The organism is Rhizobium viscosum (assembly GCF_014873945.1).
GTDB lineage: Bacteria > Pseudomonadota > Alphaproteobacteria > Rhizobiales > Rhizobiaceae > Rhizobium > Rhizobium viscosum.
The window spans coordinates 2,404,361-2,417,383 of record NZ_JADBEC010000001.1 but is presented as its reverse complement, the minus strand read 5'-3'; the positions used below and the strand labels follow the sequence as shown (position 1 = coordinate 2,417,383).

Here is a 13,023-nt window from a genome sequence, read left to right as displayed (position 1 = left end):
GGCATTATCGCGGGAACAAAGCCGATGCCGCAATCTTATGTCATCGATGGCAAAGATCTAGGGCGAAATCGGCGCGGGAGGAGATGTGGTCAAGCTGAAACGCGGCACGCACACTGCTTATTCCGAAGCCTCCTCGCTCCGGCTGCGAGCTGCATGGCTCTATTACAATGAGGGCCTGACCCAGAAGGACGTTGCCGAACAACTCGGGATCAGCCGCACGACAGTCATCCGCCTGCTCGACGAAGCGATGAAGCGCAGCGAAGTGCAGATCTGGATCAACGACTCGATCGGCGACTGTGTGGAGCTTTCGGTCAAGCTGGAACGCGCCTACGGTCTCGACGAGGCGATCGTCGTGCCGGAACCCGCCAAATGCGACGTGAATTCACTGGCAAAGAATGTTGGGCTGGCGCTTGGCCAGTTCCTGTCGGAAGCCATTCCGGACGATTACACGATCGGCGTCGGCTGGGGCCGCACCATGACCGCCTCTCTCGCAAGCTTCCGACCGCCGCGCCGAGACAATTGCAAGATCGTCTCCCTGCTCGGCGGCATCGTCGCCGTCCACCAGACGAACCCGATCGATTACACCTGGCGGCTGGCAAACCAGCTCGGGGCCGAGTGCTACATGTTTCTCGCTCCGCTGCTCGTGGATTCGACCGAGACCAAGCGCAACCTGATCGAAAAATGCGGCCTCGATACGATCTACCGGCTGGCGGAAAACCTTGATCTCGCGATCGTCAGCTGCGGCGATATCGGCCCACATTCGACCTCGCTGTCCGAGGGATGGATCTCGAAGGCCGAACTGCAACAGCTGATCGATGCCGGCTGCGTCTGCGACACCATGTTCAACTTTCTGGACAAGGACGGCAATTCCGTCGACCACTCGATCAATCAGCGGGTGATGTCGGTGGATCTCGATACGTTGAAGGAAGCGAAACACATCGTGCTGTCCTCCGGCGGCGCGCATCGTGCCATCGCGATCCGTGCAACGATCAAGCGCATCGGCTGTAATACCCTGATCACCGACGAGAGTGCGGCAAAGGCATTGCTGGAGCTCGCCGAAGCCGCCTGAACGGCTTCGGCTGATCCCAATCGTCAGGCGTGTGCCGATTCCCAGCCAAGCATGGCCCGTTTGCGGGTCAGACCCCAATGGTAACCGGTCAATGCCCCGTTTTTCCCGAGCGCGCGATGGCATGGCACGACAAAGGAAATCGGATTGGCTCCGACTGCTGCACCGACCGCGCGCATGGCAGTCGGCCGGCCGATATCCTTGGCAATATCGCTGTAGGTCACGGCTTTGCCGAAGGGGATTTTCAGAAGGCTCTGCCAGACGCTGACCTGGAAATCCGTTCCGATCAGCACGACCCGCAACGGCTGGTCCGACGTCCAGCGGCCCGGCTGGAAGATACGCTCGGCAAAAGGCGCTGTTGCTTGACGGTCTTCCACATATTCCGCATTCGGCCAGCGGCAGGTCATGTCCTCAAGGCATGCCTTTTCATCGCCGGAATCGCTGAAGGCGAGGCCCGCAAGGCCGCGGTCCGTCACCATGACGAGGGCAGTGCCGAAGGGACAGGTGTGGAACCCGTAACGGATCGTCAGCCCGCCGCCCTTCGCCTTCCATTCGCCCGGAGACATTGCCTCATGCGTCACGAACAGGTCGTGGAGGCGGCTCGGGCCGGATAGACCGACCTCGATGGAGGTTTCGAGCAGCGGCATTTCTTCCTGGCGCAAGAGCCGCTTTGCGTGGTCCAGCGTCACTGCTTGCAGGAAGGCCTTCGGCGAAAGGCCAGCCCAGCGCGTAAAGGTCTTCTGGAGCTGCGTCGGCGACTGGTTTAGCCGAGCGGCAATCGCTTCCAGCGACGGCTGGTCGCGATATTCTTCGCTGATCAGTTCGATGACCTGGCGGACGATATCGTAATCCGGGCCATCAGGAGTGATATCTGTGTCGAGCTTCGCGATCATGTTCATCGTCTTTCTCCTTTACAAAGGAGATAATCAAGGCCGGTGGACCAAACCACCCGTTTCTTGCGCCCCGATTGAAATGCAATGCCTCAGATACGCTGTTTGACCGTTGCCAGTGCGCGCTTGAAGGCCTTGGCGAAGCTTTCGCGGTCATCGGGATTGAGGAAGGAGCCGACATCCGTACGTCTGCCCTCCCCGAAAATATGCATGGAGAGAATACCGATTTCCTGATGGCGCCGCACGAGGAAGCGTGTCCAGAATGGATTGAAGTGGTGCTCGATCATCCGACCGGACGGAGAGAACTTGCGCACGGACACATCGGTGCGCGAAACAGTCACTTCTTCTCGCACCCTGCCGGATCGATAATTCAGCCAGAAGGCGCCGTAGAGCAGGAGGAAATCCAGCCCGAAAAAGAAGCCGATTGGCCAGGCGCCGGTGACGATGAAGAACATGCCGTACATGAAGCAGATGGCGCCGGAAACGCCGAGCAACACCTTGAAGCCCTTCCGGCCGAGCGAGCGGTAAGGAAAGAGTTCGGCTGCGAAAACAGGCTGATCGTTACGGCTGTCGGCGTTGCTTTCCATCATGGCCAGTGAGTATAGATTTTCCATGGCGAATCCGAAACTCAAATCCGTTACCAAATCGTCGCAAAACCCGAATGTGATCGTCCGCCGCAAGCCGGCGGCGGCGGTGAAAACCGCCTATTCGTTGGCCGAGCGCGAGGAAATCTTCCGCCGTTTCTCCATCCAGCGTCCGGAGCCGCGAGGGGAGCTGGAACACACCAATCCCTTTACCCTCGTTGTGGCGGTGGCACTCTCTGCGCAAGCGACGGATGCCGGTGTCAACAAGGCGACAAGGGCGCTCTTCAGGGTCGCCGATACGCCGCAGAAAATGCTCGACCTCGGCGAAGAGAAGGTTCGTGAGTACATCAAGACGATCGGCCTTTACCGCAACAAGGCGAAGAACGTCATCGCGCTTTCGCAGATGCTGGTCGATGAGTTCGGCGGCAAGGTGCCGATGACGCGCGAGGAACTGGTTCGTCTGCCGGGTGTCGGCCGCAAGACCGCCAATGTCGTACTGTCAATGGCCTTCGGCCAGGCGACGATGGCCGTCGACACCCATATCTTCCGCATCGCCAACCGCATCAGGCTCGCCCCCGGAAAGACGCCCGACGAGGTGGAAGAGCGGCTGATGAAGGTTGTTCCGAAGCACTACCTCTATCACGCTCATCACTGGCTCATCCTGCACGGCCGCTACACCTGCAAGGCCCGTCGCCCGGAATGCGAACGCTGCGTGATCGCCGATATCTGCAAGTCGCCTGAGAAGAGCAGCGATATTCCGGCGCCGCTGGTCGAGCTACCGCCGCAGGTGATCGGCGAGGCCGTCGAGTAAGGCAGCTATCCCCTGCTCGTAATCCTGACGACTGCCGCCTGCTTCGATGGCAATCGCCGCGCGATCGAAAGCCGCTGAGAGCATCGTTGTCAATGGTCCGAGCAAGGCACTGGCCTGCGGCAGCAAGGCTTCGAGCCCTACCCGCAATGTCGCTTCTGCATTCTCGCCATCAATCTGCATAGTGGCGGGCAAGCCGATGACCGCCGGCGCCTCGAGCAGAAGCAGCCGCGTCCGCCCTTCCACTTCCATTGCATCGAAATAGGCCGCGGCGCCTTTAAGCAGTGCGTCACGCGGTGCGGCTTGCCGCTTTGTGCGCCGCTCGATCTCGTCGGCGACATCAATCGCCTCCCTTTCGATCACGGCCCGGAAGAGCGCTTTCTTGTCTTCGAAGTGATGATAGAGCGCACCGCGCGTCACACCGGCCTCTGCGACAATGTCCGGCGTCGCCGTCTCCGCATATCCCTTCTCGACAAAAAGCCGGCGGGCGGCATCCATCAAGGCCTGCCTGGTTTGTTCGGTTCTTTCGCGATTGCTCCTGCTCATTACTCCTATTTACATACAATCTGCCTGTATGTTAAATACAAAAACATACAAACTGTACGTAAAATCAAAGGAGAGGAAAGCGATGAAATCGACGAGCTACTATCCCGTCATCATGACGGATAACGTTGCCGGGACGGCTGCCTTCTATTGCCGCCATTTCCGTTTCCAGCCGCTCTTCGAAAGCGACTGGTATGTCCATCTGCAATCGATAGAGGATGAGCATGTGACGCTTGCCGTGCTCGACGGCAGCCACGAAACCATCCCAGCCGTCGGCCGCGGCAAGATCTCCGGCCTTCTCCTGAATTTCGAGGTCGAGGACGTGGACGCGATCTACGCCATCTGCACCGAGGCCGGGCTGCCGATCCTGCGCGAGATCCGCGACGAGGATTTCGGCCAGCGCCACTTCATTACCGCCGACCCCAACGGCGTCTTGATCGACATCATCAAGCCGATCCCGCCGAACCCTGAATATGCCGCGATGTATGATGCGGCAGCGCTGCCTGGCTAAAGCAATTCCAGCAAAAGTGTCGAGCGGTTTTGTGTTCGGACTTGCGTGAAAACTATGCTCGGAAACCGGGATCGCGCGCCGAGATCAGCTTGTGCAGATGCACCATCATGCCTGCAGCAAAGAGCGGCGTGAGCAGATTGACGATCGGGATCGCCAGGAAAAGTGCAATCACCAGACCGCCTAGAAAGACGGTCGGACCATGTTTGGCACGAAACAGCCGCGCCTCCGGCGGCGAACGGAAGCGCATCGCCGCGAATTCGAAGAATTCCCGCCCGAGCAGATAGCCGTTCACGAGGAAGAAGGCCACGAGATTGACGCCGGGAATGAAGAGCAGCAGGAGGGCGATGATATTGCCGACGATCACCACGCCTAGGAACTTGATCGAGCCTGCCATCGCGGGGCCAAGCGGCATGGCCTTGCCAGCGGCATCCTGCGGATAATCCCGCTTCTCGATCACCTCGGCGACATCATCGAGAAAGAGGCCGGCAATCAGCGCCGTCACAGGCGAAAGCAGCAGCGCCAGCCCGAGCGCAAGACCGATCCCGGCGGCGACAAGAAAAACGAAGCTGAGCCAGCCCGCCCAGTCAGGCATCTCGGGAAAAAACCCGACCACCCAGGGAAATACAAAGCTGATGAACAGGCCGCGCAGCGCAAACCACAAGCCGATCAGCACCAATACCGTCAGTCCCAGAACCTTCCAGAAAGCCGACCGGGTCTCCGGTGCAAACAGGTTGGTGAGAGAAAGGCGCGCGGCGTCAAGGATCATTCTCTGGCGTCTCCGTTACGCAGCGTGATGTAGGGATCCCGTGCCCTCTCGGCAAGTCGATTGAAAATTACATGCTTGAATAGAAAACTTGTCGAAAATTACATGCTAATATATAGTTCGTAACGTTCGAAATACGTGTGGGCCTAAGAAGAGCTTCCGGACAATATTAAGAAACAAGGATTCGGCTCAGCATGAATCCACGGAAGGCCTCTGAGGAAATGGGGGAGGCTGCGACGTGGAAGACTTTGTAGAGAAACTTAGGCAATACGCGAAATCCGGCACGCCTGCCGAACGACGCATCGCGAAATATTTCACCGAACATTTGAACGACCTGCCGTTCGAAACCGCTGCGTCGGTTGCCGACCGGCTTGATCTTTCGCCGATGACGGTCGGTCGTTTCCTGCGAGCGCTCGGCTACCAGGGGCTGGACAGCGTCAAGGTGGAGATCCGCGAGACGGCAACGACCTCACCCGTCCAGTTCCAGAGTGCGATGACGGAGCTGCAGACGGATGCATCGGAAGGCAAGCCACTCGCGGTTCTCGTGGCAGAGCAGATACAAGCGCTGCATCACATCTATCATCTGACCGCGCAGCCGCATTGGGCCGAAGCCGTCGCGATGATCGGCGCCTCCAGGGAGGTTTTCGTCGCCACCCATGCGAGACTTGCCGGATTCTCGAATCATTTCTGCCAGCGCCTGACCCAGGCCCGCGATGGCGTGCGGGCGATCGACGGCGCGGGTAACCGCTTCGCGGAGCTTTTCGCCCGTTCCTTCGTCGAGGACGCCGTGCTCGTCATCATCGATTGCCGACGCTTCGCAAGGTCACGGCTGCTTGCGCGCACTGCCCGGCGCTACGGCTACAAGGTGATCCTGATTTCCGCTCAGCATGCGGACTGGCTGCCCGAGCAGTCGAATGTCGTCCTGCCGTTACCGCCTGCGCGTGCGCCTGATATGGATAACCTGCCGCCACTGATCGCCTTGCTCGACTGCCTGTCCGAAGCGGTCATTTTGAACGTCGGCGAAGAGGCAAGCCAACGCCGCCGCCGTATGGTGGAATTTGCAACCATCCTCGGAGAAACGGCAAACCGCTGAACTATTGCACCGCTTCCAATTCCGCCCGATGGCGGTACATCGCAAGAAAGCGGCGATAGTCGCGGTCGTAAAGGGCCTGCTTGCTCCTGTCGGGAAGCCGCTCGGAACCACCGGGATACATCGCCTTGCCGGCCGCCGCCAAATCCTTGTGCAAGCCGCAGGCAACCGATGCGGCAATCGCGGTGCCGAGCAGTACCGCCTCATTCATGTCAGGCACGATAACCTTGCAACCCGTCACATCCGAATAGAGCTCCATCAGAATGGGGTTCTTCACGTGCCCACCAGCAACATGCAGGGTATCCGGCACGTAGCCGTGATCTCGCATCTTCTCGAGGATGTGGCGGATACCGAGCGCGATCCCGATCGCGGTCCGCCAATAGAGCGCGCAGAGACCGTCGAAGGACGTATCGAGCGTCAGCCCGCTGACGACGCCGACAGCATGCGGATCGGCCAGCGGCGACCGGTTGCCGTGAAAATCCGGGAGAACGAAGATCCGTGCACCGAGCGCATCACCCGTTTCTGCTCTAAGTTCAGCAATGCGGGCGACGATCCTCTGATGCAGCGCCGCGGTTGGTTCACCGCCGGCAGCGTGCATGCGTACGATATGATCGAGCAGCGCACCGGCTGCCGATTGGCCGGCCTCGACGAGCCACGATTGCGGAAAGACCGCCTCGTAATAAGGCCCCCACATTCCCTGGCTTGGCTTTCGTTCGGAGGAAAAGGCGACGACGCAGCTCGATGTCCCGGCAATCAGCGCAAGCTGCTGCTCGAGCTTCGCAGGATCCCCGGCATAGCCACTGAGAGCGCCGAGCGCACCGGCATAGGCGTCGATCATCCCTGCCGAGACATGGCAATCGATGGTCAGGCCCAACGCTTCGGCAGCCTGCGGTGTCAGCTTGCCGATGCTCTCGCCGACTGCTGCCGTCTCATCCGGCAGCCCGCCGCGCAACAGTAAATCCTCAAGACCGATCTGCTGCAGGAAATCCTGCTGCCAGCCCCGTTCCTTATGAGCCAGGTAATTCCATTTGGCCGTCAGCGTGCAGCGGGAACGGGCAAGCGAGCCGGTGGCCTTCCAGGTCAGGAAATCGGCGAGATCGAAGAAATAGCCGGCCTTCTCCCAGGTCGCCGGCAGCTTCTTCTTCAGCCACATCAGCTTCGGCATTTCCATTTCCGGCGACATGACATTGCCGGAATGTTCCAGCACCTCATGCTTGGTCGCCGTGCAGAAATCGGCTTCCTTCAGCGCCCGATGATCGAGCCAGACGATCGTATCGAACCGCGTCTCACCGCCGGTGGAAACGCTGATCTGTTTGCCCTCGGTATCGCGCACCACAAGCGAACAGGTGGCGTCGAAACCGATCGCGCCGATTGCGGCAGCCCCAATGCCAGACTGCCCCATGGCCGTACGCACGGCGATGCAAACGGCCGACCATATATTCTCGGAATCATGCTCGGCATGGTTCTCGCGCGGCCGATTCATGACAACAGGATGTTCAGCCTTGGCAAGCAGGCGGCCATGCGTATCGAAGATACCGGCGCGTGCGCTGCTCGTGCCGATATCCACCGCAACCACATGATCACGCATCAATGCTGAGTCCCGTCCAGCTTTTGTTTGCGGACAAGGTGTATCAATTCCGGCATGGCGTCAAACACGACTTCCGGCGAAAGACGATCGAGTTCCTCACGGTAACCGGCAAAGTTTGCATGCGAGCCGCCGGTAAAGGCAAAGACCGTCATGCCCGCCGCTTTGGCCGCAGCAATGCCGGCAGGACTGTCCTCGATGACAATGCAGTCGCGAGGCTGCACATGCATCTGGTCGGCGGCATAGAGGAAGAGGTCAGGCGCCGGCTTGCCGCGCTTGACCATACTGGCGCTGAAGATGTTCGGCAGCTTCGGCAGGAGCCCGGTGACCGAAAGCGACAGCCTGATCCGCTCGACCTGGCTGGACGAGGCAACACAGCAGGGAATGCCAAGCGCATCGATCGTATCGCCAATGCCGGGCATAGCCTTCAGCTCGGTGCGGAAACGGGCATAGAGATTGGTGCGGATGCCTTCCAGGAATTCCTCGTTGGCATGCACGTTGAACTCCGTCTCCAATATGTCGATGAGGGTCGCGAGGCTCTTGCCGAGGAAGCGCTCATAGGCCTCATCCTCGGTAATCGTGACCCCGAGATCGGCCATCGCCTTGACGAGAACGCTGATCGAAATCGGTTCGCTGTCGACGAGGACGCCGTCGCAATCGAAGATGACCAGCCGTGGTTCAGCATCAGCCATGGAAGACCCAACCTGAGTTCAGTTCGGACGTAACCGTCCTGCTTTGTCCGCAAGGCCGGGATGGCAGCAGAAATGCCGCCATCGGGATTCTTTACACTGCGAGCTTACCGTCGAGATAGAGCTGCAGGGTTTCCTTCGTGCCTTTTTCCCACAGCGTTTTGAGCGCATAGGCGAAACGCTTGCGGAAAAGCTCGGATTTCGCCACGTCGCCGAAAATATCGTCGAAGGCGAGGAAGGCTGCCGGATCGTCCTTTGCCTTGACCGCAGCTTCGTGCAGACGCTCGGCACTGGCATCGTTGAAGACGATGTCCTTGCCGCTGTCGCTCTTGCCGAAGAAGTAACGGCACCAGAGCGCGGAGACGAGCGCGAGGCCGACGACATCCCTGCCCTGGCGCAGGTTATCGAGCGTCGAGGGGAGGATGAATTTCGGCTGGCGGTTGGAGCCGTCCTGCGCCAGCCGCGGGATCGTGTCGGCGATCTTCGGGTTCAGGAAGCGGCGCTCGATCAGCTTGAAATAATCGGCGAGCGACGTGTCCGGCACCGGCGGTACGATCGGGATGATTTCTTCGTTTTCCAGCTTGGCGAGGAAGGCGCGGATCAGATCGTTCTCCATCGACTCGTGAACGAAATGAATATCCATCAGCGCCGCCGGATAGGCGATCGCCGCATGGCCGCCATTGAGAATGCGGATCTTCATATGCTCATAGGGCGTGACGTCGGGCACGAAGGTGACGCCAACCTTTTCCAATGCCGGACGGCCCATCGGAAACCTGTCTTCCAGCACCCACTGCTTGAACTCTTCGCAATAGACCGGCCAGTTGTCCTCGATATCGAAATTCTCCTTGAGGAAGTCGATCTCGCGCTGGCTGGTCGCCGGCGTGATGCGGTCCACCATTCCGTTCGGGAAGGAGACATTCGCCTTGATCCAGTCGGCAAAGGCAGGGTCGGAGAGCTTCGCCGTGCCGACGACCGCATTTGCGGTCACGACGCCATTGTGGGGAATATTGTCGCAGGACATGACAGTGAAGGGCGCGATGCCCTTGTCCTTGCGCGCCTTGAGACCGGCAACGATGAGGCCGAAGACCGTCTTCGGCGCCGCCGGGTTCTGTCCATCGGCTGCAATCGCCGGATGCGCCGGATTAAACTTGCCCGAGGCATCGATGAAATAACCGCCTTCCGTGATCGTCATGGAGACGATGCGAATCTCGGGATCGGCGAGCTTCGCGATCATGACGTCAGGTTCGCCGACCGGCAGGATATCGATCATCGGCGCGGTCACACGCGCAGCTGTCTTGTTGTTGTCTTGCTCGACGACAGTCGTCAGGAAATCCTGCGCAGCGAGCTTGTCGCGCATGGCCGCATCCGACGGCAGAACGCCGGCGCCGATGATGGCCCAATCATGGTCGCTGCCGACGTTGAAGAGGTCGTCGAGATAGATCGCCTGGTGGGCACGATGAAAATTGCCGACGCCGAAGTGCACGATGCCGGCTTTCAGCGACGCCCGCTCGTAAGCCGGTATGGTCGCGGTCTTTGCCGCCTCGGCGAGCGTTGCCAGCGATAATTTGCACGTCATGTTTCAGTCCTCTTGAAGGTCTTGCGAAAAGGCTCTCAGCCCCTCCGGTAGCACGGGCCGGACGAGATTGCCCGATCCGCATGTCTGCCCCCAGCCGACCGCCGCCTTAGATCGCGAGGCCGCTCTCGTTGAATTTATGGATGCGCGTCTTGTCCGGCGTCAGGTAGACCGTATCGCCGGCCTTGGAAGCGAAATCGCCGTTGCTGCGCGCCGTCACCATCCCGATTCCGTCGACATCGACATGCAGGAACGTATCGGAGCCGAGATGTTCGGCCACCATGACCCTGCCCTTCCAGTCGCCACTTTCGGTCGACAGCAGCACATGTTCGGGACGGATGCCGATCGTGTGTGCATTCATCTGCGCAGCATTCTGCCCCTTGATGAAATTCATCTTGGGCGAGCCGATGAAGCCTGCGACGAAGAGGTTTCGCGGGCTGCGATAGAGCTCCAGCGGCGAACCGACCTGCTCGATATTGCCCCTGTTGAGCACCACGATCTTGTCGGCCATGGTCATGGCTTCCACCTGATCGTGGGTGACGTAGACCATCGTCGTCTTGAGCTGCTGGTGCAGCTCGCTGATTTCGATGCGCATGTTGACGCGCAGCGCCGCATCGAGGTTCGACAGCGGCTCGTCGAAGAGGAAGGCCGAAGGCTGGCGCACGATCGCGCGGCCGATCGCGACGCGCTGACGCTGGCCGCCCGAAAGCTGGCGCGGCTTGCGATCCAGATAGTCGCCGAGATTCAACACGCGCGCCGCATCATCCACCTTGCGGTCGATCTCTGTCTTGTCCATGCCGGCCATCTTCAGCGGGAAGGCGATATTGTTGCGCACGCTCATGTGCGGATAAAGCGCGTAAGACTGGAAGACCATCGCCAGACCCCGTTCGGATGGCGCCTTCTCGGTCGCATCCTTGCCGTCGATGACGATCTTGCCGCCGGAGACATCCTCGAGGCCGGCGATCAGGCGCAGGAGCGTGGACTTGCCGCAGCCCGACGGGCCGACGAAGACGACAAACTCGCCGTCCCGGATATCGAGATCGATCGAAGGGATGACCTTGGCTTCGCCGAAGACCTTCGAAACCTTTTGAAGGGTAATGCTGCCCATGTTTCTCTCCCTATGATCTTATTTCACCGCGCCGAAGGTCAGGCCGCGGACAAGTTGTTTCTGGCTGAACCAGCCGAGAATGAGGATCGGCGCGATCGCCATGGTCGATGCTGCCGAAAGCTTGGCATAGAACAGGCCTTCCGGGCTCGAATAGGAGGCGATGAAGGCCGTGAGCGGTGCCGCCTTGGAGGCTGTCAGGTTCAGCGTCCAGAAGGCTTCGTTCCAGGCAAGAATGATGTTGAGCAGCAGCGTCGAGGCAATGCCCGGCACCGCCATCGGCGTCAGCACATAGATGATTTCCTTGGCGAGCGAGGCTCCGTCCATGCGGGCGGCTTCGAGAATCTCGCCGGGGATTTCCTTGAAGTAGGTGTAAAGCATCCACACGATGATCGGCAGGTTGATCAGCGTCAGCACGATGACGAGGCCGGTGCGCGTATCGAGCAGGCCCGAATTGCGGAACATCAGGTAGATCGGGATGAGCGCGCCGACCGGCGGCATCATCTTCGTCGACAGCATCCACATCAGCACATCCTTCGTCCGCTTGGTCGGCGCAAAGGCCATGGCCCAGGCGGCCGGAATGGCAATGATGAGGCCGATCAGCGTGGAGCCAAAGGAGATCACCACCGAATTCATGAAGTGGCTGAGATAGTTAGAGCGGCTCTGCACCTCGGCATAATTCTCCGTCGTCCAGTGGAAGAACAGGAACTGCGGCGGTGAGGCGATGGCATCTGCCTCCGACTTGAAGCTCGTCAGGAAAGTCCAGAGGATCGGGAAGAAGATCAGGATAGCGAGCGCCCAGGCGATCGCGGTCATGATGACCTTGCGTTGGGTGGTGACCTTTCTAGCCATCTCAAGCCTCCAGATTCTTGCCGACGAGGCGGACGAGGAAGATCGCGACGATATTGGCAAGCACGACCGCCACGATACCGCCCGCCGAAGCCCCGCCGATATCGAACTGCAGCAGCGCCTGTACATAGACGAGATAAGTGAGGTTTGTGCTCTGTGTGCCCGGACCGCCATTGGTGGTGACCAGGATTTCGGCAAAGACCGACAGCAAGAAGATCGTCTGGATCAGGATGACCACGGTGATGGCGCGGGCCATGTGAGGCAGGATGATGTAGATGAACTTCGAGATCGGGCCGGCGCCGTCCATTTCGGCGGCTTCCTTCTGCTCTTCATCAAGCGACTGAAGCGCCGTGAGCAGGATCAGCGTGGCGAAGGGAAGCCACTGCCAGGCCACGATCAGAATGATCGAGAACAGTGGCACGCTTGCCAGCCAGTCGATCGGCTGCAGGCCGACAGCCTTTGCCATATAGGCGAAGAGGCCGTTGACCGGGTTCATGAACATGTTCTTCCAGACAAGCGCTGCCACCGTCGGCATAACGAAGAAAGGCGCGATCACCAAAATGCGCACTATCCCCTGACCGTAAATGTCCTGGTCGAGCAGCAGCGCAAAGAGGATACCGCCGACGACGGTGATCAGAAGCACACCGGCGACCAGCACCAGCGTATTGATGAGCGCTGCGAAGAAGGCCGGATCGGTGAGGAAATATTGGTAGTTTAAGAGACCGACGAAGGTTTCCATGCCCGGGCTGAGCAAATTGTAATTCAGCAGGGAGAAGTAAATCGTCATCGCCAGCGGGACGATCATCCACGCGAAGAGCAGCACCACCGAAGGTGCTATCATTAGGCGTGCTGCGGAGCGAGTGTGGAACGTTGCCATAGCAATCACCGGTCTGATCTGAAGCGGAAATGGCTGCGAAACAGCTTTGAAAAAAGCGGCCGCCGATACAGTTCGGATGATCGGCGGCCC

14 protein-coding genes are annotated in these 13,023 nt (G+C 59.6%); 4 read left to right on the top strand and 10 right to left on the bottom strand.

Features of this window, described 5'->3' with window-relative positions; translation table 11 throughout:
* The first annotated feature begins 85 nt into the window (after window positions 1–85).
* Window positions 86–1,069, top strand: coding sequence for a sugar-binding transcriptional regulator (locus tag H4W29_RS11920; protein WP_192729088.1), 984 nt, complete (start codon window positions 86–88; stop codon window positions 1,067–1,069).
* 23 nt (window positions 1,070–1,092) lie between these two features.
* Here the strand turns inward: H4W29_RS11920 and H4W29_RS11915 are convergent, their stop codons facing one another.
* Together H4W29_RS11915 and H4W29_RS11910 are read right to left on the bottom strand one after the other, a co-directional pair.
* Window positions 1,093–1,965, bottom strand: a complete 873-nt coding sequence (locus H4W29_RS11915; RefSeq protein WP_192729087.1) for a methylated-DNA--[protein]-cysteine S-methyltransferase — start codon at window positions 1,963–1,965, stop codon at window positions 1,093–1,095.
* 83 nt (window positions 1,966–2,048) lie between these two features.
* The gene (locus H4W29_RS11910) at window positions 2,049–2,546 is read right to left on the bottom strand and encodes a DUF2244 domain-containing protein (RefSeq protein ID WP_192730720.1); all 498 of its coding nucleotides are present in this window, start codon (window positions 2,544–2,546) and stop codon (window positions 2,049–2,051) included.
* A gap of 22 nt (window positions 2,547–2,568) precedes the next feature.
* Between H4W29_RS11910 and nth the strand changes: the two genes are divergently transcribed.
* The gene (gene nth / locus H4W29_RS11905) at window positions 2,569–3,351 is read left to right on the top strand and encodes an endonuclease III (RefSeq protein WP_376776563.1); all 783 of its coding nucleotides are present in this window, start codon (window positions 2,569–2,571) and stop codon (window positions 3,349–3,351) included.
* On the opposite strand, the gene H4W29_RS11900 is transcribed toward nth, so the two are convergent.
* Window positions 3,316–3,894, bottom strand: a complete 579-nt coding sequence (locus H4W29_RS11900; RefSeq protein ID WP_192729085.1) for a TetR/AcrR family transcriptional regulator — start codon at window positions 3,892–3,894, stop codon at window positions 3,316–3,318. The two genes, nth and H4W29_RS11900, sit on opposite strands and share 36 nt — an antisense overlap.
* 82 nt (window positions 3,895–3,976) lie before the next feature.
* Here H4W29_RS11900 and H4W29_RS11895 point away from each other — a divergent pair, with 82 nt between their 5' ends.
* Window positions 3,977–4,402 (top strand): VOC family protein, encoded by a 426-nt coding sequence (locus tag H4W29_RS11895; RefSeq protein ID WP_192729084.1) that lies wholly within the window; start codon window positions 3,977–3,979, stop codon window positions 4,400–4,402.
* Between the two features lie 52 nt (window positions 4,403–4,454).
* Here H4W29_RS11895 and H4W29_RS11890 read toward each other — a convergent pair whose 3' ends face one another.
* Window positions 4,455–5,168: a sulfate transporter family protein gene (locus H4W29_RS11890; RefSeq protein ID WP_192729083.1), complete on the bottom strand. Its 714-nt coding sequence runs from the start codon at window positions 5,166–5,168 to the stop codon at window positions 4,455–4,457.
* A 235-nt stretch (window positions 5,169–5,403) separates the two neighbouring features.
* Between H4W29_RS11890 and H4W29_RS11885 the strand changes: the two genes are divergently transcribed.
* The gene (locus tag H4W29_RS11885) at window positions 5,404–6,258 is read left to right on the top strand and encodes a MurR/RpiR family transcriptional regulator (RefSeq protein WP_192729082.1); all 855 of its coding nucleotides are present in this window, start codon (window positions 5,404–5,406) and stop codon (window positions 6,256–6,258) included.
* Window position 6,259: 1 nt separating this feature from the next.
* Here H4W29_RS11885 and H4W29_RS11880 read toward each other — a convergent pair whose 3' ends face one another.
* From H4W29_RS11880 to H4W29_RS11855, 6 genes are all read right to left on the bottom strand, one after another.
* Window positions 6,260–7,843, bottom strand: a complete 1,584-nt coding sequence (locus H4W29_RS11880; RefSeq protein ID WP_192729081.1) for an FGGY-family carbohydrate kinase — start codon at window positions 7,841–7,843, stop codon at window positions 6,260–6,262.
* Entirely contained in the window at window positions 7,843–8,532 is a 690-nt protein-coding gene (locus H4W29_RS11875) for an HAD family hydrolase (RefSeq protein WP_192729080.1), read from the bottom strand. Before H4W29_RS11875 ends, H4W29_RS11880 begins: the two co-directional genes overlap by 1 nt.
* 91 nt (window positions 8,533–8,623) lie before the next feature.
* Window positions 8,624–10,105 (bottom strand): mannitol dehydrogenase family protein, encoded by a 1,482-nt coding sequence (locus H4W29_RS11870; protein WP_192729079.1) that lies wholly within the window; start codon window positions 10,103–10,105, stop codon window positions 8,624–8,626.
* Window positions 10,106–10,211: 106 nt separating this feature from the next.
* The gene (locus H4W29_RS11865) at window positions 10,212–11,210 is read right to left on the bottom strand and encodes an ABC transporter ATP-binding protein (protein WP_192729078.1); all 999 of its coding nucleotides are present in this window, start codon (window positions 11,208–11,210) and stop codon (window positions 10,212–10,214) included.
* Window positions 11,211–11,228: 18 nt separating this feature from the next.
* Window positions 11,229–12,059 carry a carbohydrate ABC transporter permease gene (locus H4W29_RS11860; protein WP_192729077.1) on the bottom strand — a complete coding sequence of 277 codons (831 nt, stop codon included), beginning with the start codon at window positions 12,057–12,059 and terminating at the stop codon, window positions 11,229–11,231.
* Window position 12,060: 1 nt separating this feature from the next.
* Window positions 12,061–12,933, bottom strand: coding sequence for a carbohydrate ABC transporter permease (locus tag H4W29_RS11855; RefSeq protein WP_192729076.1), 873 nt, complete (start codon window positions 12,931–12,933; stop codon window positions 12,061–12,063).
* Between the last annotated feature and the right edge of the window lie 90 nt (window positions 12,934–13,023).